Below are 18,607 nucleotides of genomic sequence, written 5' to 3'. Positions count from 1 at the left end.
TCTGTGACCCCAAACATCCCCTTCTATAAGTTTTATGTTTTGCATATCAAGAAACATTTCAATTGATTTGGAAAGTGTGCTCCTATAAGAACTTGGTATCTGGATTACCTCTACATTGGGACATCTTTTAACCAGACTGAATATATCTTTATTGGAAGGTCTGAAAGCAAAATGAATTACATTTTCATTTGGATCTATTTTGGGAATTTCATCCCTTGAACTAACTACTCTTATTTTCATATACTACCCCACCTGTGATTTTCATACAAAAAATGACTTATTAAACAATTATATGTTATTACCTTTTAAATAATTGTCGATAAAAAACTATAAAAATATTGTAAGTCACTCATTAAATCTGGACTTTACCGAATCAGAATGAGCATATAACCCTTCTTCTTCAGATATAGAAATGATGGTATCTTTAATACCTTCCAAACCCTCTTTGCTAATTTTTTGTATACTTGAATATTTTATAAAATGGTTGACATTAAGTCCTGAATAGATTTTTGCATATCCAGAAGTTGGTAATACATGGTTCGTACCGGAAGCATAATCACCGGCGGCTACAGGACTATAATTTCCTACAAATATCGAACCTGCGTTTTCAACTCTATCAAGTACATATTCATCATCATAAACCATGATTTCAAGGTGTTCAGGAGCAAATTCATCAGAGAACTCTATACAGGAATCCACAGTATCCGCTATCAGTATCACTACATTTTCAAGGGATTTTTTAATTATATCATTTCTTGGCGTAGATTTAGCCTGATACAAAACTTCCTGGTTTACTTTTTCTGCAATTGATTTGGAAGTTGTAATCAAAATTGATACTGCATTAGGGTCGTGTTCTAATTGTGCAACAATATCCGATGCAGCCATTTTGGCGTCTGCAGATTCATCAGCTATAATTAACACTTCACTCGGACCTGCAGGAAAATCAATTTCTACTCTGTTTCTAACCAGCATTTTGGCAGTAGTTACAAAAACGTTACCCGGTCCTACAATTTTATCGACTTTTTTAACACTTGAAGTCCCATAAGCCAGTGCACCGATAGCCTGCACTCCTCCGAGTCTATAGATATGGTCTGCACCTGCTATTCTTGCTGACGCCAGTGTTATAGGATGAACTGTACCGTCATACCTTGGGGGAGTACATACAGTGACATTTTCCACGCCTGCAACTTTTGCAGGTATTATCGTCATCAATGCAGTGGATGGATAAGACGCACTGCCTCCCGGCACATAGGCACCCACATTTTTGAGAGGGGTTACTTTCTGTCCCAGCTCTATACCAGGAGACGTTTCTTCCATCCATTTTTGAGTAGGTAATTGTGATTGGTGGTATTTATTGATGTTGTCAGCGGCATTTTCAAGATGTTTAATAAAAGCTTCATCCACATTATAGAAGGCTTCATCGATTTCCTGCCGGCTTACTTCTATATTTTCAATCTCTGCATTATCAAATTTTTTTGTGTATTTTTTAAGTGCTTCATCTCCCTGATTATGAATTTCATCCAGAATAACTGAAACTTTATCCTCAACATTTGCAAGCTCCTCTCCACGGGAGAAAATTTCTTTTTTTTCGTCATTTGTTACATCTTTTAGGTGTTTATAAAGCATTACCGTTGCCCCTTTATTTATTTAGAAATCATTGAATGTTTTTTGACCCTGATAATTACCAGAATAGGACTTTATAGATTCAGGTTCTTCATCTATTTGCTGGTTATCTTCTGGTTCCACACCTAACTGTTCAAGTACTTTATATGCGGTTTTTTTACCAAGATAATTTGAAAGAGTATATAAATCCGTATTTTTAATATCGGATACTGACTGGATTCCTGCTTCGTATAGTTTACGTGCACGCACTCTTCCGATATTACTTATAGAAACCAGTTGTATAAGGTCTTTATTTACACCATGGTGTATACGTTTCTCAAGTTCCTGTGCTTTATCCGCATCCAAATCTGTAAGTTTTGCAAGATTTACTGCTGAATGCATGAGCCATTCGGATATATCAGAAAGTGCGTTGATGTCCCCTTCACCAACTCCAAATTCTGCAGTAATATCATCCAGTGTTTTTTCATCAATCCATTCATTGATTAATAATGCGGTCTTTACCTCACCAAGGAACCATTCATATTCTATCGATTTGAATGGATTGGGTACTTCCACAAATTCATCAGAATGAGTCATCACATACTCATTAATTTTTTCATATTCTTTTGACCGCAGGTATAATTGACGCATATCAGGAGTACTGCAGATTATATGCAGCATTGTCATATCATTAACCTTATCTGCTTTTTTAAGTTTATCAATAATAATTGCACCAGATAATGGATCTATGTATAATGTGGAAATAACCTGTCCCAAACGTGTTGCATAAAGGTGTTCTCCATCATCCTTTATCATTTCATTATCCTGCAGAAACTCGATACAGTCATCAACCACATCGATTAAACTCCATTTTTGCTGCTGATATGCAAAAAAACTCGAACCCATAAAATCCACCATGCCCTGTCGGGTAGTAGCAAACCCGTTAACTATGGTAGACAGAACATGAGTTCGAAGTGCATTTTCAGTACCCAATTTAGACAATATATCCTCTGGTTCAGCATCGATATATCGGTCCAGAAGGTCTGTAAATTCATTATAAGTATGTGATATAAGAACTGATTCTCCATAAGGATCAAGACTGGGTCTGCCAGCTCTCCCTGACATCTGTTTATAATCCAAGACTGGTATGGGCTGCATTCCAAAATTTGGGTCATAACGTTTGTAGTTTCTTACTATTACACGCCTTGCAGGCAAATTCAAACCTGCCGCAAGTGTCGGTGTACTGGAAATCACCTTTATTTTATTATTTCTGAAATTGTCTTCTACTATTTTTCTTTGTGCTGAATTTAAACCCGCATGATGGAACGCTGTACCCCTTTTAATACAACTTGCAAGTTCTTTTGTAGTTTCTGTATCGCTGGTCTCAAGCACTTCTTCTGCAATATTATTCAGTTCATCAAGGAGACCTTTATCAAGTGATTTTCCAACCTTTGATTTTGCTTTTTTTGCAAATCCTGCACAGTTACGTCTGCTGCTTTCAAAAACAAGGCACTGTCCATTTTCATCAATAGTATCAATTACAAGATTTACTGCTGTATCTTTAACAATGTTTTTAATTGGTTTTTGTGATTGTTTGAAATTGATATTATCATCAAGGAATACTCCTTCATATAGTTCGATAGGACGCCATTGGCTCTGGACAAGTTCAGCATCAAGCCATCCTGCAATTTCTCCTGCATTCCCTATCGTTGCTGACAGTCCTATTATCTTTGAATTTGGATTAAGGCGCAATAGTTTTGCGATAGTTATCTCAAGAGTTGGACCCCTATCCACAGAGTCAAGAAGGTGTATCTCATCCACCACAATTGTTGTTATATCCTTCATCCATGATGTTTCGTTTCTTAATAGCGAATCAGCTTTTTCAGAAGTAGCAACGATTATATCGTTTGAACCCAGCCACTCATCAGTGGAATCAAAATCTCCAGTAGATATACCTACCTTTACTCCTATAGATGAGAATTCTTTAAACCTTTCAAATTTTTCAGATGCTAACGCCCGAAGTGGGACAATATATAAACATTTACCACCTGTAGATATTGAATTCAACATGGCTAATTCTGATATCAGAGTTTTGCCTGATGCTGTAGGTATAGCTGCAAGTAAATTTTTATTATCTAAAAGTCCTTTTTCTACAGCTTCTTCCTGTGGCGGATATAGTTCTTCTATTCCTGTGTCCAGATAAAATTGTATAATGTATTCTGGCAGTTCAAGTTTTTTGGTTTCCATCCAAAGTCCTGATTAATGATTATACTATTTATAAAAGTACTTTTTTGTATCTTGACAAAATCCTGCAGGAGATATATCCTATAAAAATATAAATAATAATTTTAATCTTAATAAATAGATAATAATTTTTAAACTGGAGAAAAATGGTAATTGAAGAGTATATACCTGAATGGTTACTGAAAAACCTTGCAAACCTTGTGTTTATATTAGCTGTTATAATAGCATCATTTATAATAGCAAAAATAGTAGACAGAGCACTCAAAACCTATTTTGGTATTGTAAGTAAAAAAATAATTGTCGATGAGACTGTTTTTGGTCTTGTAAGACGAATAAGTGTTGCCTTTATATATTTTGCAGGTATAGTTGTAATCATTTTAAGCATACCAGCTCTCCGGAGCATCTCACTCGCTCTTTTTGCCGGCGCTGGTTTTGCAGGAATTGTTATCGGTATGGCTGCACAGAGCACTTTATCAAACGTAATAGCAGGGGTATCCCTTGCAACTTTCAGACCTTTCAGAGTAGGCGACCGTGTGAACATAAATAATGAATATGGAACAGTCACTGATATTACACTTGGACATACAGTTGTAAATACTTGGGATAATCGCAGGCTAATGATACCAAACCATATAATTAGCGACCAATCGATAATCAACTGGACTATTGAAGATCCAACTGTTATATGGCCGATTGATATGGGTATCAGCTATGATTCTGATATTGACCATGCTAAGTCTATAATGATTGAAGAGGCAAGAAAACATCCCAATGTGATGAGATATGAAGATATAATCAATTACCACCCAAGGTCCTGCAAGGATGAAGAAATTGAGGTATATGTTACAGAATGTGGTGACTTTGCCGTCAACCTTCGTCTGTTTGTATGGGTTGTTACCAGAAGTATAGCATATACCACCGGATGTGAATTAATAGAAGCAATAAAGAAAAGGTTCGATGCTGAAGGCATAGAGATTCCGTTCCCGTATCGCACTATTGTCTACAAAAAAGATATTATGGAAGAAAAAGAACAGTTATATAGGGAAGATACATGAACTATGTTGTATTTACAGACCTTGATGGAACACTTATAGACCATAATACCTATTCCTATGAACCTGCAAAACCCGCACTTGAATTACTGGAAAAACATAACATTCCACTGGTAATCTGCACAAGCAAAACAAGAGCAGAAATAGAAGTTTATGTCAAAAAACTGAATTCTCCTCATCCATTTATATCCGAAAACGGAGGTGCCATTTTCATACCAAAAGGGTATTTTGATGTGGATTATGATTATACCATGACCTACAAAAATTACAACATTATTGAACTTGGCACTGAATACACAATATTAAGGCAAGTTCTTGAAGATATTAAAAGTTCAGTTGATGTAGAAATTATCGGTTTTGGAGACCTTGATAATGAAGATGTAAGCAAAGATACTGGATTAGATATTAAATCTGCTCGACTTGCAAAGATGCGGGAATATGATGAAGCTTTCAAAGTTAAAGGAGAATATGAAGATGTAGCAAACAGGATAATCGAGATTATAAAATCACATGGTCTAAATTATACCAGAGGGGGAAGATACTGGCATCTAATTGGTAATAATGATAAAGGAAAATCAGTAGAGACATTATCTAACATATACAGAAAACAATTCGGAAACTTACAAACTGTAGGTCTTGGGGACAGTTTAAATGATTACCCAATGCTAAAATCGGTAGATATACCATACCTTGTCCAAAAGTCCGGGGGTATACACGACGATTCCATTACAGACAGTAGAATTAACAGGATTGAGGGAATAGGTCCAAAAGGATGGAATAAGGCGATAATTGATTTGATATCCAATAATACGGATTGATAATATTTAATACAATATAATACAAATTTAGTAGGGGAGAGTACTGTATGATAAGACTTGAAAATATGTTGCCTAAGGCACTTTTAACCGGTGTGTTAAAAATGGTGGACCTTGATGGTCCTGAAAAAACCTTGAAATGGCTTGAAGGTATAGGCAAAGACCTTGCTGAAATAGAGGGAGCTGGATTTGAAGGGGCACGTGATAACAATATACTTTATTTACCCATCTGTCCTTTCGGGGGAGAATTGATTGAATTTATCGAAATTTATGGCGGACAACCTGCACAATTTAAACAGGTGATTGAAGTTTCTGATAATAAACGAGACAATTCTGATAACCCCTGGGATTTTCCCGCATTATCCAATATACTGGGTGTCCTTCATTACAGTTATGTTAAAAGAAGAGCTGAAATGGCAGGTTTTAAAATATTTAATCTGGGTTGCAGGTCCCCAATGAAGGATTCTGATTACATAGCATATAATGAACAAGCAATAGAAAAGGTAAATATGACCAAAGAAGAGGTCGATAAATATCTTGAAAAAGCCTACTGTGTGTTTAAAATAGAACCCGATAATACGGAGTGAGCCCTTTGAACCGAATGGAAGCGCATAAATTATATGAAAACAGCGTGAAAATCCTGAAAGAAAACCAGCATGAAAATGGAGGATTCTACGCTAGCCCCCCTGGGACTAGATATCCTTTTATATACCCAAGAGACCATTCAATAGCTATACTTGGTGCAATTTCTGCCGATTTAATGGACCAGGCAAGGTTAGGTCTGGAGTTTATACTTAATGCTCAGAAACCACTAGGTGAATTCTCACAGAGATATGATATTGATGGAAATGATGCCAGTTATAAGGATCTACAGATAGATGGTACAGGATTGGTGCTTTATACACTGGGTAAATACTTTGAAGCAACAGGAGGTTCATTTTTTGAAGAAATGGCAGACAGGGATTTTGTATTAAAATACTGGAGCACCATACGAAATGCTGTTGAATTTATACTGATGAATAAAAATGAGGAAGTAGATCTTATCCATACTATAAACAGTATCCATGAATACCCTGCATACGAACACGGATTTGAAATTTATGCAAATTCAGCTTGCTGCGCAGGGGTTTTTTCCGCAGTGGAAATGGGTAAAGCCATTGGTGCTGATAACAATGAGCTGGATAGATGGAAAAATGAAGCTGAAAAGGTCAAAAATGCCATATTAACACGGATGTACAGTCCCAGAAGGCGGTCATTTATAAAATGCATACGCGTAAAAGATAAAAATAGCAAACCTATAGCATATGATGCCTTTGCATCCAGTGTTATAGATGTTGATGCTGCTGAATATGCACCTGCATATTTTGAATTAATCAGCGACCATGACATGAAAACCCAAGCAACTGTTAAACGTATTCACAGACACCTTTGGGATGATGAAATTGGAGGGTTGAACCGCTATCCTGAACATTGGAACCGTAACAACGGTGGTTATGGACCATGGTGTCATTTTACCTGTGAACTGGCAAACCATTTTATAGAGAATAATGCTCAGGATTTGGCAGAAAAATACCTTGGATGGGTGGTGGACATGGCTCATAATTACCAGTTGCCTGAACATATATCCACTATACAGCGCTTTGAACTTTGGGTGGAAGATTACACCAATGCTGAAATCTTAAGGGATAGCAAAATCAAAATGATTGAACAGACAAGAAACCACCCAAAATGGCAGGATGGACTTGCATACATTACAATTCCGCTTATATGGCCTCATGCCGAATATATCAGGGCATATAATAATTATATGAGCAAATTTGAGTGATTAAATAAAATAATATCACCTTGACTCATTCCTCTTATTTTTATCTAAAACTGGTAAACAGAGATTAACTTTTTTATGTACTGGCAATTGTATTCTGTTAAATAAAAATCAGATAATTTTAAAATAAAGCAAGATTTTTCTACTAAAGGAATATATTACAATTTAAAACAAACATCTAGTAAGTGATACTATGTCAACTGAAATCTATTACAAATCAATACCAATTACAAAACCCTATGTACCAGAATTTGAAACAATCGCTCCTGATATATCCGAGATTCTGGAAAAAGGTAAAACAACCAATGCCAAATATGTAGAAGATTTGGAAAATGCTGTTGCTGAATATCTGGGAGTCGAACACGCTGTAGCAGTATCAAGTTCTACTGCCGGGATGATGCTAACAATCAAAAGTATGGGATTAAATGGAGAAGTCATACTTCCAGGATTTAATTTCCATTCGTCTGCAGATGCTGTATTATGGAACGGATTAAAATTAAAATTTGTTGATATCGACCCCGAGACTTGGACAATCGACCCTGATAAAATTGAAGAAAATATTACCGAAAATACATCCGCTATCTGTGGTGCACATATATTCGGAAATCCGTGTGATATTGAGAAACTGCTACAAATAGCAGAAGATAACAACCTTAAACTGTATTTTGATGCTTCACATGCTCTGGGTTCGAAATACCACAACGAATACATAGGTAATTTTGGAAACGCTGAAATATTCAGCCTGAACCCATCAACATCAAATTCTGCAGGTGAAGGAGGAATAGTTACAACAAACGATGATGATTTGAAAGATTACCTTTTGGCCGGAAGGAATTATGGAGATGAAGGTGAACTAAATTCCAGATTCCCTGCTTTTAATGCAAGAATGTCGGAATTTAATGCTGTCCTTGCCAATCATTCCCTAAAAAACATCGAAGAAAACATCAGGTCACGTAACGGAGTAGTCACAAAATACAGAAATGTCTTGGGAAATATACCGGGAATCTCTTTCCAGAAAATAACTGAACATTCAAGGAGTGCTTGTAACGAATTTGCCATATCTATAAATCCTGATGAATTTGGTATGACAAGAGATGAACTGTCAGATAAACTATTCGAAGTTAATATCGAGACCAGAAAACACTATTATCCACCAGTACACAGGCAGCAGGCTTATTCTGAACATGCACAGTCAGAAACCGACCTGCCGGTAACAGGGGATTTATCAGAACATGTATTGAGCCTGCCTATATGGTCTCAAATGTCTTCCAACCTTGCGGGTAAAGTATGCACAAATATTCAGAAAATAAGGATGGATTCGTTAAAATAAATTAATCCATTCTCATTCTTTACTCTTTTTATAGTTGATGTTCCACATACCGACAAAAACAAGATTTGTTTCAACTGGTGTTCTATTGCTTCCATCCATGGATATATCATCTCTATTCAGTTCTATTTTTACACCATTTTTATCCAACCCCGCTTCATCCATATAATTAAATATCAGTTCATTGCCTCTCTTTCTTGCAAATTCTAACGCTTCATCATAGTCGTAAAACTCATCTCTTCTACCGGGTGAAAAAACAACAGCTTTCATCATGTTGTTTTCATCATCATAGACAGATTTAATTAATATATAGACTCTCTTTACACCTTTTCCAGCTATCGCACCAACTGCATTTCCCACTTCTGCAAATTCTGGTACTTTAATGTCAGCATCTATTAATTTTTTTAAATTGTTTTGATAAACCTGTGCTGATGCCCCTATTAAAATAAGTGGTATTAGGATTTTTATTTTGGAAAGATGACTATCATGAAGAATTTTATCGATTTCTGACCTGTCTACATTTTTGAGAACAAAAGATGTAAGGTTCAAAGCAAGGTTATGTGTAACTTTATTTTTTACCTGCCCACAGAATTTATAGTTTAATGTATTTACCAGCCGTGACAAAAGAGTTGCTCCGATATGGGACGCATTAATATTCCAATATTCATAATCCCCAAGGATATGTAAAGCATCGGTTGGTGTAAATCCTATAGGCTGGACCAAACGTTTCTGAATAAGTGAATTTAGATATATGCCAGGAGTAAAGGTTTCCCTAAATATCTCATTTATAGATGCTGGTTCATTGTTTTCGATTAATTCAAGTATCCGATTTTCGGATTCAGTAAGGTTGACAGGTTTTTCTCTGGTCTTAACATAAAATTTTGTAGGCTGGATATTTTCTGTCAACTGTTTACTGGATGATATTCTATCTTTTTTTAATTTGTATACCAATCCAGGATAGGTTTCTGCTGCCACACATAAAGGAATGACCCTTCTTGGCCCTATACGAACAGTCTGGTTTTTCACCCACACATGACTGTCTCCGCCCATTGCAGACGTTTCCATTCGAAGTGCTCTTACTTTTGTCTGCCAACCTCCAACTAATGCACCGGTATCTATCAGTTCAGGAAGTCCGTTTTCCATCAAAGATACATCTGTACTTGTTCCACCAATATCAACTACTGCACAACTATCAAGATTTGTCAGATATGCTGCGCCCATGAGACTGGCTGAAGGACCTGAAAATATCAATTCTATTGGTTTCTCAAGTGCCTCATTAATTCCAACTATAGACCCATCACATTTTAACATCCGCATTTTAGCGTCTATACCTCTCCTCTCAATCTCGTATTTAACAGAATCTATAAATTTAGTAGTAATGGGCAATAGTTGAGCGTTTAAATAGGCAGTAATACCTCTTTCATAAACTCCAAGGTCTTGAGAGAGTTCGTGACCGCAAACAACAGGGTAACCAGTTAACTCCAAGATTTTTTGCTTAACTCTTAATTCATGATCGGGATTTCTCACACTGAAATAGGATGACACTGCAAATGCTGATACTTTGTCTTTTACGTTTTTGATAAAATCTTCTACTTTCTCTTCATCCAGCTTGGAAGCCTCATCGCCTCTTGTGGTATGCCCTCCACTTACTACAATATAGTGCTCTACACCCAAATCCTCAGGATCATCATAATCTCCTACAAGTATCAAACCCACTGGATATCCGGTATTTTCAAGTACTGTATTGGTAGCCAAGGTAGTAGAAACAGAAACAATGTTAACGCCCTTTAAATAAGAACAGTCCAATCCATCGATTGCATTTTTTACTCCTTCTACAAGGTCTGGATAGGTTGTTAATGATTTATAAAAATCTACAATGACACCATCATGGTTTCTCATTATTACAACATCAGTGTAGGTCCCCCCTGCATCAATACCAAGACTGTATTCCATATCAAAATCCTCATCAAATCATTATAACTAATTTATATAGTTATTTTTAATTCCTATCAGATATTGTGTGATGCTTTTATAAACATGTCGTGTTGCCGTATCAGTGTTAACTTGACAATTTCTTAGCACAGATGACAACATATAACTGACATAATCCAACGGATAAATCCATTGGGTTCTATGGTCATCCCCCATCTTGATGTTGCCACTTGCGGGGCGCCAGTACTTCCGTACGATACATCTCTGTCTGCATCGCATTGTTTGTGTTCGACACCAAACAATACCTGATGGAATTTGATGATACACAAACAACTGGTTGAATTTAACAATGTCTTATATCAGGCAACTTGCTCAAAGCAATTGTACACCGAAAGCATTGTTTTTGTACACATCTAAATATGGTTAACTACGTTAAAAGATTTATGATTAAAAAACAATAAACAACGGGGTTGTTTTATCAATCTTTAAACGAAGTTTAAAGATATCCTTTAAACAACTTAAATCTCTGATTTAAGTTTAACTCTAAATTTTTAATTTAGAGTGTTTTGATTTAAGGAGACGGTTAGAAACCGTTGGCTTTCACGTACCCCTGTTGCCCCTTCTTCGTAATTATTTCAATAATATTTGAAATAATAATACTGATATTAGACCACTATAACCTAAAAAATAAAAATGAGGCATATAAAAAACGGTATTTGAAATAATAGCAGATTATATTGTATATCTAACCGGTTTAACAGGTAATGCTTCTGATGCCCTGCACTTTTGGATATATGATAGTCTAAAAATTATTACTATAATACTTCTTGTTATATTTGGAATTGGTTTTCTGAGAACTTATCTCGCCCCTGAAAAACTAAGAGATTATCTTAAAGGTAAACATAGTATATTTGGATATGGTATAGCTGCACTTATGGGAATTGTATCCCTTTTTGCTCCTGTTCAACAATTCCTCTTTTTCTCGGATTTGTCAGTGCAGGTGTGCCATTTGGTATGATTATCACATTCCTGTTTGTATCACCTATGGTAAATGAAGCTGCCATTGTGGTTCTTTTAGGAACTCTTGGCTGGTAAATTACCGGTTTATATGTTCTGGGAGGTATAATCGTTGGATCATTTGGGGGGTTCTTGTTGAATAACCTTGGATTTGAAAAACATATAGAAAAATTTGATTTTGGCGCCCAAACCTATTGTGAGAAAGATGTATCCATCAGGGAAAGGTGCAATATAGCCTACACTGAAGCCAAAAATATTGTTAAACAAATCTTACCTTATGTACAGATAGGTGTAGGTTTGGGTGCACTTATCCACGGATTCGTCCCACAGGAAATCATAACAAGTTATTTAACAGGTTCACTTGCAGTACCGGGTGCTGTTATAGTAGGAATTCCAATATATACCAATATAATGGGTGTTATCCCTGTAGTAGAAAGTCTGGTTGGCAAAGGATTGCCTGTTGGCACTTCGCTTGCATTCATGATGTCTGTTGCAGCATTATCCTTCCCGGGATTTGTTATGCTTAAAAAAGTTATGAAAAAACAACTAATAATTGCCTATGCCGGCATAGTAGGACTGAGAATTACATTGATGGGTTTTGTGTTTAATTTTATATTTTAACCCATCTCTCATACTAACAGAAACTATGCCTTTGACAAAGTCCATATTTTAATTACACTTGAAAAAGGGTATATTTGGAGAAAAGGATTAAGCAAAAAATCCTTTTATTTTTTTATTGACTGGTTCTATAACCTGTGTATTCATCTAATCCCAGATGTTCAAGTATATGATGATAATGATGAACAGGCATCAGGAAATAGAACGCATTTGTAACAACTTCGCTAAGTGATGGATGAATCGTCATACTGTCCATGATTGGAGCAGCACTCTGGTCTGGTGTATACATTAGAGGTATTATCTGATGGATTAAAATCGATGCATAAGGACCTATTATATGTGCTCCAAGGATTTTTTCTGAACTATATTCCATGATAATTTTTACAAAATCATCCTGAACCTTCATTGCCTGACCCTTGGCAGTCTCCTCATAACTATAAAATCCGATAATTATATTATCTTCCCCGTATATTTCAACAGCTTCCTTTTCTTTTAAACCCACTGAAGCAATTTCAGGATAGGAAAAAACAGCATGGGGCACTGCATGATAATCCACCTTAATATTACGGTTTAATATTGCATTCTGATATACAACACCGGACTCATAATTTGCCACGTGTTTGAGAAGATATTTGCCATTTGCATCTCCTAATGCCCAGACATTGGGTTTGGACGTTTCAAGATGGTCATCTACTTTTATCCAGCCTTTTTCATCGGTTTCTATACCCCCTTTTTCAGGGCGTAGTATATCAGTATTCGGACCTCTGCCGGTGGCTACCAGTATATCATCAACTGTTATCTCTTTATGCTCTCCACTACCTCTATCCTTAAAAATTACCTTCTTTTTGTTATCTTTATTTTGAACTTCAGCAGCTTCATGGTTGGTATAGAGGTTCATATAGCCAGACATTTTATTCATAGCAAGAGCCGATATTTCAGGTTCTTCTTCGGGAACAAACTGTGGATTTCGTCCTATAAGAGTCACATTTGAACCCATTGCTGATAAGAAATGACCGTATTCCGCTGCTATATATCCCCCACCTATGACAGCTATACTTTCAGGAAGATTGTCCATTTCAAGGACTGTATCACTTGTCAGATACCCCACTTCATTTAAACCTTTAACAGGCGGAATTACAGGCTTTGATCCTGTACAGATAAAAATCATATCAGAATATATACTTTCGTTTCCCACATTCATTGTATAAGGTTCTACAAATTCTGCTGATTCTGGATAATAATCCACATTTTTGCTTTCTGACAATCCCTGTCTTATCATATTGATGTCGGATGATATTTTATCTCTCATATTGTCCATAATGTTTTTAAAATCAATATTTTGCATATCTACATTAATCCCGAAACGTTCAGCCGATTCAATATCTCTTATAAGTTCAGCAGGATAAATCAATAATTTGGAGGGGATACAGCCTCTTGTGAGGCATATTCCGCCAGGTGCATCCTTATCAATTACTGCGATTTTAATTTCTGGGTTACTATCGATAATAGCGTTTACAAAATTCATTCCAGAACCAGTGCCGATTACAATAAGGTCATAATTTATCATTTACAAACCCCATTTTACAATATTGTATATTATCAGTTATTAGTGTATATATCACACTATCCTAAAAAACTATTATCCAAAAAGGTCAATTATACCCAACCTAATCCAGTTAAACCCAAATAGAACCTAAACCATAGAACATAAGGTGATATAATTGGACACAAGTAAAAAAGTATACATCGCAGGACCTCTGTTTTCTGAAGGTGAACTGGATTTTAACAAAAAATTAAGAGACGCCGTCGCTCAAAAAGGATTTCCTGTATATCTGCCGCAGGAACATACTGAAGATACTGTAGATATGCGTCATGAACATAAACAGAATTATATATTCCAGAATAATGTTGAAATCATTGATGATTCGGATATAATTCTTGCAGTCCTTGATGGTGCAGATGTGGATTCAGGTACTGCATGGGAAATCGGATACGCCTATGCAAAAGGAAAAATGATATTTGGTCTTAGAACCGATTTCAGAACAATGGGTTCAGAGGGTATGGTTAACCTCATGATAGACCAGTCAGCAGATGCGATTGCGTTTGATATACCCGGAGTTCTGGAAATATTCGAGCAATACACCTAAGTTTTAATCAATGTGGTTTAGGTGAATTTTTCTGACACAGGTTGAACCATAAGGACCTATCGTGTCCGATTTAAATTCAATATAGTAGCTGGTATTTAATGACTTTCCACAGAGTTTACATATACTTTTGTCTTCCTGTTTTATTATTCTGGGTTTTTCGAATTCAAGAGAAGATGTTTCAGGAGTTAAATGATAGGTATCATCTCTTCTTTCCACTATACCTTCATCAATCGCAGACGATAAAATTTCATCTACAACCTCGTAGTTTTTCGCAACTGTATAATATAAAATATCCCTGAGTTCAATCGGTTGTAACTGATTAACATCCAGTGCCGCGATAATTTCCAGTCCCTTGTCAATATTATTAGCTCTGTTCTCCATTATTTTCCGACATCCCCTCTTCTACACTTTTTCGTATTATAAATCCTGCCTGATGCAGAATGGTATCACCCAGCTCTACATCCTTTTCCATGCTTGCTGTACACGGATAAGAATGATGGGCTTTTGAAACCGTCTCTTTGTAATTATCTACATCTGTACCTGTTAGTTGTTTGGCTACAAACCATGTCGAACCGCATGGTGCGTCCCTTAAAACACGGACAAACCTGAAAGTATCGTTGTCTGTATTCAGTTCTATTTTTAACAGTGGTCTTCCAAAACCCAAATCAACAAACTGGTCTATTACTTTTTTACCGGTTTTTTCGAGTGAGCAAAAAGGCTTTGGGAACTCTGCCTCTACTCCTGCATTTTCAAGTTCATTTTTCACCTGCTCGACAAGTCCCGGTGGTGCAAGTTGAGGTCTTTCAACAGGTGAAATGACTGATGATGCTTTTGTTCTTCTAGCTATTTCTGGGAGTACGGTCAATAAATCAGGATGCAAATCAATGGCAATAATAAGATCTGTCACTGATAAATTTTCAGGAATATATTCTGTTGGGTCATCAATTAACTCAGGCATATCCTCTGGGAACTCATATGTTTGTACTATCATATGAGATATACCTTTGCGTACACTTCGGCAGTGGTCACAGAGTAACTCACCACAAGAGGTACAAAAATTTGTAGTATTGATAAGGTTGCCTATTACTTTCTCACCAAATGCTCCGGTGTAAAATACACTGATTTTCATTCTGTCAACCTATTCTGTGTTTAATATATTAATTGATTATCCCTACTGTAGATATTTTCTTAAGCTGAATTTTATAAACAAAAAAATATTAAGTAATTTACTTACGTAAAATTGTTACGTAACTGACATAAGATAAAAAAGATGAGTAGGTGTCAGTTATAGATATTTAGAAACGAAACCAATAAAAAATAAACAGGCTTCAACTCGTAAGCCTTCAATTTGGAGGGGTATCCAGATGGAGAACAAGATTTTAAAAGCAAATCACCATCCAACAGTGAAAATCGTTAACTCCTGTCGATAAGCAGGATATATAACATCTTTATCATCTCCAGATTTGGTTAATAGCTTGGATGATATCCTTTCGCTAAAAAAGATGATATCTTTTGAGTTGATGCCTGTTAAATAATGATATGGGAATCATATTATTAACGGGCAAGAGAAGTCAATTCCTACAATGGTAGCTTTAGTTATAGCAGTAATGTTTCTGATGGTTTAGGAGCATCGGCAGAAACAATGTAAGAAATGAATTCAAAAACCCTGCAAATGCTGTATTTGTAAAAACCAAAGAACCGATTGGGGTAGGTTATAAATGGAAAAAAGATACTAACCCAGAAGATACATTCGCAAAAAACCACTTTCTGAAGGATGGAACCTTGTAAATGGACTACTTAAAAAACATCTGTTGTAGACGAGAACCAGGACACCATAAAACTAATGGCACAGTTACTCGGTTTTTCAAACTTTACAATCTCTGTTATTGATAAAGGTAAAGATGTATCCAAATCTACGACAGAGTCCAACCCAAGTGTTAAAGAATAACCCAAACAGAATACCGAAACTAATGAAACTGAACAAATTACCAGTAAAAAATCCAAACCCTAATCAATTCCCGGATTTGCAGGTCTCTTTGCACTCGCCGGTCTGATTACAGTTGCCCACTTGTCCCGAAGGAAATGATTTTCAGAGGATATAACTCCTCTGTTTACTTTTTATATTAAAGGATAATACATAGTTATATATCCTCTATAATATAATTCATTTGTCCTTAATAATCCGAGCTTATTAAAAAATTCAGGTGCAACAGTGTGTACATAAATTCTTTCTCTTTGCTCTGGCTGTCTGTCCAGAATATACCTTACAAGTTTTGAGCCAATGCCTTTCGCCCGGTAATTTGGATGCACTGCAACTGTATGAATCTCGGGATAATTTCGGCTTACTTCTGCAGCTATACCGATTATTTTTGTTCTATCAATGGTTTCAGCAACAACAAAATTATCTATAGCTACATCATCCATCTCAAGAAAACAGGTGGACAGAAGCAACCGGACAGATAACAAATCTACATTAGTAGCTTCCCTTATTCTTATATCCGAATCCATGTTAACTCTGGTCATCATTATACTTTAATGGTGTTTATACCAAATATTGATGAAAGGATTTGATGTATAAAGGTATCCATAAATCTAAATATGTTACAAATGAATTTGTTCTTACAAATAAAAAAGCAGAACTGATAACAAAACAAATTGATTACAGTGGTGGATATAAATGGGATTATTTGGAACTAATGGAGTCAGGGGTATAGCTAACGAAGAAATCACGCCTGAACTTGCTGTTGATATTGCTAAAAGTCTTGGTACTTATTTGGGTAATAATGCTACTATAGCCATAGGAAGAGACACAAGAGTTTCAGGAAACATGATTAAATATGCTGCTATATCAGGCTCTCTTTCTTCAGGACTATCAGTTATTGATGTCGATATGGTTCCTACACCATCTATACAGTACTACATAAAAAATACCAGAACTGATGCAGGTATAATCATTACTGCATCCCATAATCCTCGAGAATATAACGGGATTAAACTGATAGACGGTGATGGAACTGAATTTTCTCGAGAAGGAGAAAAAGAAGTCGAGAATATCTATTATTCAAAACAATATAATAATACAGGATGGGAAAACACAGGTAATTTGCAGACAGATTATAATATTAACAATTATTACATAAAAGGTATCATTGATTCAGTAGATGCGGCAAAAATCCAAAGACAGAACTTCAAGGTTGTAGTGGATACTGGTTGTGGTGCAGGTTCACTCACTCTCCCCTTTTTGCTCAGAAAACTGGGTTGTGAAGTGATAACAATCAATGCCCAAATTGATGGCACATTCCCATGGAGAAATCCTGAACCTACTCCAGAAGTATTGGAGGAACTTTCAGAAATTATACGCCTCAGCGGTGCTGATATGGGCGTCGCACAGGATGGTGATGCAGACCGCGCTGTGTTTATAGATGAAAACGGGGACTTTGTAGATGAAGAAGTACTGCTTTCATTGATGGCTAAAAATATATTGAGCCAGAAGAAAGGACCGATTGTAACTCCTGTAAGCTCGTCACAGCGTATGGCTGATGTTGCAAAGAAAGCAGGTGTTGAACTTATCTGGACTGCTGTAGGTTCCATAAACGTAGCCCGGAAAATGATGGAGACAAAAGCTGTATTTGGCGGAGAAGGTAATGGAGGGCTAATATTCCCAGAACATCAATACTGCAGGGACGGTGCTATGTCATGTGCAAAACTACTTGAAATAATGACATCAGGTAAACCATTGTCAAGGCTTGCTGAGGATGTTCCTGAATATTATAATTCCAAAACAAAGATACCGTGCAATAATCTTGAATACACCATGGAATGTATAAAGAAAAAGGTGCATGAAGATAATACAGGTATCAAAATTGACACAATAGACGGTGTCAAAGTATGGTTTGAAGACGGATGGGTGCTTGTAAGACCATCAGGTACAGAACCGATAATAAGAGTATACGCTGAATCAAAAACAATGAGCAGAGCAGAAAAACTTATGGAAAACGGGGATTTTTGGATTAAAAGTTGTGAATAATAAT

Annotated in this window: 17 protein-coding genes and 1 pseudogene; 9 read left to right on the top strand and 9 right to left on the bottom strand. The window is 36.2% G+C overall.

Features of this window, described 5'->3' with window-relative positions; translation table 11 throughout:
* The 3 genes from QZ276_RS05525 to QZ276_RS05515 form a co-directional block, all read right to left on the bottom strand.
* Window positions 1–240 (bottom strand): DUF1699 family protein (locus tag QZ276_RS05525; protein ID WP_292486025.1); only part of this gene is annotated, 240 nt, incomplete at its 3' end.
* A 105-nt stretch (window positions 241–345) separates the two neighbouring features.
* Window positions 346–1,626: a histidinol dehydrogenase gene (gene hisD, locus QZ276_RS05520; RefSeq protein WP_292486023.1), complete on the bottom strand. Its 1,281-nt coding sequence runs from the start codon at window positions 1,624–1,626 to the stop codon at window positions 346–348.
* Between the two features lie 21 nt (window positions 1,627–1,647).
* Window positions 1,648–3,849: an ATP-dependent DNA helicase gene (locus tag QZ276_RS05515; RefSeq protein WP_292486021.1), complete on the bottom strand. Its 2,202-nt coding sequence runs from the start codon at window positions 3,847–3,849 to the stop codon at window positions 1,648–1,650.
* A gap of 143 nt (window positions 3,850–3,992) precedes the next feature.
* Between QZ276_RS05515 and QZ276_RS05510 the strand changes: the two genes are divergently transcribed.
* The 5 genes from QZ276_RS05510 to QZ276_RS05490 all read left to right on the top strand — a co-directional run bounded on the left by QZ276_RS05510 (window position 3,993) and on the right by QZ276_RS05490 (window position 8,865).
* Window positions 3,993–4,901, top strand: a complete 909-nt coding sequence (locus QZ276_RS05510; RefSeq protein WP_292486019.1) for a mechanosensitive ion channel family protein — start codon at window positions 3,993–3,995, stop codon at window positions 4,899–4,901.
* Window positions 4,898–5,716 carry a mannosyl-3-phosphoglycerate phosphatase gene (gene mpgP, locus QZ276_RS05505; RefSeq protein WP_292486017.1) on the top strand — a complete coding sequence of 273 codons (819 nt, stop codon included), beginning with the start codon at window positions 4,898–4,900 and terminating at the stop codon, window positions 5,714–5,716. The genes QZ276_RS05510 and mpgP overlap by 4 nt, the downstream gene beginning before the upstream one ends.
* Window positions 5,717–5,763: 47 nt before the next feature.
* A complete protein-coding gene (locus tag QZ276_RS05500) occupies window positions 5,764–6,300 on the top strand; it encodes a hypothetical protein (protein WP_292486015.1) in 537 nt (178 codons plus the stop codon).
* A 14-nt stretch (window positions 6,301–6,314) separates the two neighbouring features.
* Window positions 6,315–7,538 (top strand): glycoside hydrolase family 15 protein, encoded by a 1,224-nt coding sequence (locus tag QZ276_RS05495; RefSeq protein ID WP_292486032.1) that lies wholly within the window; start codon window positions 6,315–6,317, stop codon window positions 7,536–7,538.
* Between the two features lie 190 nt (window positions 7,539–7,728).
* Window positions 7,729–8,865, top strand: a complete 1,137-nt coding sequence (locus QZ276_RS05490) for a DegT/DnrJ/EryC1/StrS aminotransferase family protein (RefSeq protein ID WP_292486013.1) — start codon at window positions 7,729–7,731, stop codon at window positions 8,863–8,865.
* Between the two features lie 12 nt (window positions 8,866–8,877).
* Here the strand turns inward: QZ276_RS05490 and QZ276_RS05485 are convergent, their stop codons facing one another.
* Both QZ276_RS05485 and QZ276_RS05480 read right to left on the bottom strand, forming a co-directional pair.
* Window positions 8,878–10,815, bottom strand: a complete 1,938-nt coding sequence (locus QZ276_RS05485; protein WP_292486011.1) for a hydantoinase/oxoprolinase family protein — start codon at window positions 10,813–10,815, stop codon at window positions 8,878–8,880.
* Between the two features lie 122 nt (window positions 10,816–10,937).
* Window positions 10,938–11,123: a hypothetical protein gene (locus QZ276_RS05480; RefSeq protein WP_292486009.1), complete on the bottom strand. Its 186-nt coding sequence runs from the start codon at window positions 11,121–11,123 to the stop codon at window positions 10,938–10,940.
* A gap of 580 nt (window positions 11,124–11,703) precedes the next feature.
* Here QZ276_RS05480 and QZ276_RS05475 point away from each other — a divergent pair.
* Window positions 11,704–12,432 (top strand): annotated as a pseudogene (locus QZ276_RS05475) (permease).
* Between the two features lie 112 nt (window positions 12,433–12,544).
* Here the strand turns inward: QZ276_RS05475 and QZ276_RS05470 are convergent.
* The gene (locus tag QZ276_RS05470; RefSeq protein WP_292486007.1) at window positions 12,545–13,996 is read right to left on the bottom strand and encodes a dihydrolipoyl dehydrogenase; all 1,452 of its coding nucleotides are present in this window, start codon (window positions 13,994–13,996) and stop codon (window positions 12,545–12,547) included.
* Window positions 13,997–14,150: 154 nt separating this feature from the next.
* Between QZ276_RS05470 and QZ276_RS05465 the strand changes: the two genes are divergently transcribed.
* The gene (locus QZ276_RS05465) at window positions 14,151–14,576 is read left to right on the top strand and encodes a nucleoside 2-deoxyribosyltransferase domain-containing protein (RefSeq protein ID WP_292486005.1); all 426 of its coding nucleotides are present in this window, start codon (window positions 14,151–14,153) and stop codon (window positions 14,574–14,576) included.
* Between the two features lie 3 nt (window positions 14,577–14,579).
* Here QZ276_RS05465 and QZ276_RS05460 read toward each other — a convergent pair whose 3' ends face one another.
* Together QZ276_RS05460 and QZ276_RS05455 are read right to left on the bottom strand one after the other, a co-directional pair.
* Complete coding sequence (locus tag QZ276_RS05460; protein ID WP_292486003.1) at window positions 14,580–14,957, bottom strand: DUF5830 family protein; 378 nt, start codon at window positions 14,955–14,957, stop codon at window positions 14,580–14,582.
* Window positions 14,941–15,705, bottom strand: a complete 765-nt coding sequence (locus tag QZ276_RS05455; protein WP_292486001.1) for a DUF166 domain-containing protein — start codon at window positions 15,703–15,705, stop codon at window positions 14,941–14,943. Before QZ276_RS05455 ends, QZ276_RS05460 begins: the two co-directional genes overlap by 17 nt.
* A gap of 885 nt (window positions 15,706–16,590) precedes the next feature.
* Between QZ276_RS05455 and QZ276_RS11545 the strand changes: the two genes are divergently transcribed.
* Window positions 16,591–16,662, top strand: coding sequence for a PGF-CTERM sorting domain-containing protein (locus QZ276_RS11545; protein WP_369334626.1), 72 nt, complete (start codon window positions 16,591–16,593; stop codon window positions 16,660–16,662).
* Window positions 16,663–16,694: 32 nt separating this feature from the next.
* On the opposite strand, the gene QZ276_RS05450 is transcribed toward QZ276_RS11545, so the two are convergent.
* Window positions 16,695–17,084 (bottom strand): GNAT family N-acetyltransferase, encoded by a 390-nt coding sequence (locus QZ276_RS05450; RefSeq protein WP_292485999.1) that lies wholly within the window; start codon window positions 17,082–17,084, stop codon window positions 16,695–16,697.
* Between the two features lie 169 nt (window positions 17,085–17,253).
* Between QZ276_RS05450 and glmM the strand changes: the two genes are divergently transcribed.
* Window positions 17,254–18,603 carry a phosphoglucosamine mutase gene (glmM, locus tag QZ276_RS05445; RefSeq protein WP_292485997.1) on the top strand — a complete coding sequence of 450 codons (1,350 nt, stop codon included), beginning with the start codon at window positions 17,254–17,256 and terminating at the stop codon, window positions 18,601–18,603.
* Window positions 18,604–18,607: the final 4 nt, after the last annotated feature.

Origin of the sequence: Methanohalobium sp., assembly GCF_018609725.1 — an archaeon.
Classification (GTDB): domain Archaea; phylum Halobacteriota; class Methanosarcinia; order Methanosarcinales; family Methanosarcinaceae; genus Methanohalobium.
Note: the sequence above shows the minus strand (reverse complement) of the source record. Positions and strands in the feature narration are given on the sequence as shown.

What these genes read in the sequence shown, in the direction of transcription:
- hisD (WP_292486023.1), bottom strand. Translation starts at nt 1,626, where the DNA reads ATGCTTTATAAACACCTAAAAGATGTAACAAATGACGAAAAAAAAGAA.
- QZ276_RS05515 (WP_292486021.1), bottom strand. Translation starts at nt 3,849, where the DNA reads ATGGAAACCAAAAAACTTGAACTGCCAGAATACATTATACAATTTTAT.
- QZ276_RS05510 (WP_292486019.1), top strand. Translation starts at nt 3,993, where the DNA reads ATGGTAATTGAAGAGTATATACCTGAATGGTTACTGAAAAACCTTGCA.
- mpgP (WP_292486017.1), top strand. Translation starts at nt 4,898, where the DNA reads ATGAACTATGTTGTATTTACAGACCTTGATGGAACACTTATAGACCAT.
- QZ276_RS05500 (WP_292486015.1), top strand. Translation starts at nt 5,764, where the DNA reads ATGATAAGACTTGAAAATATGTTGCCTAAGGCACTTTTAACCGGTGTG.
- QZ276_RS05495 (WP_292486032.1), top strand. Translation starts at nt 6,315, where the DNA reads ATGGAAGCGCATAAATTATATGAAAACAGCGTGAAAATCCTGAAAGAA.
- QZ276_RS05490 (WP_292486013.1), top strand. Translation starts at nt 7,729, where the DNA reads ATGTCAACTGAAATCTATTACAAATCAATACCAATTACAAAACCCTAT.
- QZ276_RS05485 (WP_292486011.1), bottom strand. Translation starts at nt 10,815, where the DNA reads ATGGAATACAGTCTTGGTATTGATGCAGGGGGGACCTACACTGATGTT.
- QZ276_RS05470 (WP_292486007.1), bottom strand. Translation starts at nt 13,996, where the DNA reads ATGATAAATTATGACCTTATTGTAATCGGCACTGGTTCTGGAATGAAT.
- QZ276_RS05460 (WP_292486003.1), bottom strand. Translation starts at nt 14,957, where the DNA reads ATGGAGAACAGAGCTAATAATATTGACAAGGGACTGGAAATTATCGCG.
- QZ276_RS05455 (WP_292486001.1), bottom strand. Translation starts at nt 15,705, where the DNA reads ATGAAAATCAGTGTATTTTACACCGGAGCATTTGGTGAGAAAGTAATA.
- QZ276_RS05450 (WP_292485999.1), bottom strand. Translation starts at nt 17,084, where the DNA reads ATGGATTCGGATATAAGAATAAGGGAAGCTACTAATGTAGATTTGTTA.
- glmM (WP_292485997.1), top strand. Translation starts at nt 17,254, where the DNA reads ATGGGATTATTTGGAACTAATGGAGTCAGGGGTATAGCTAACGAAGAA.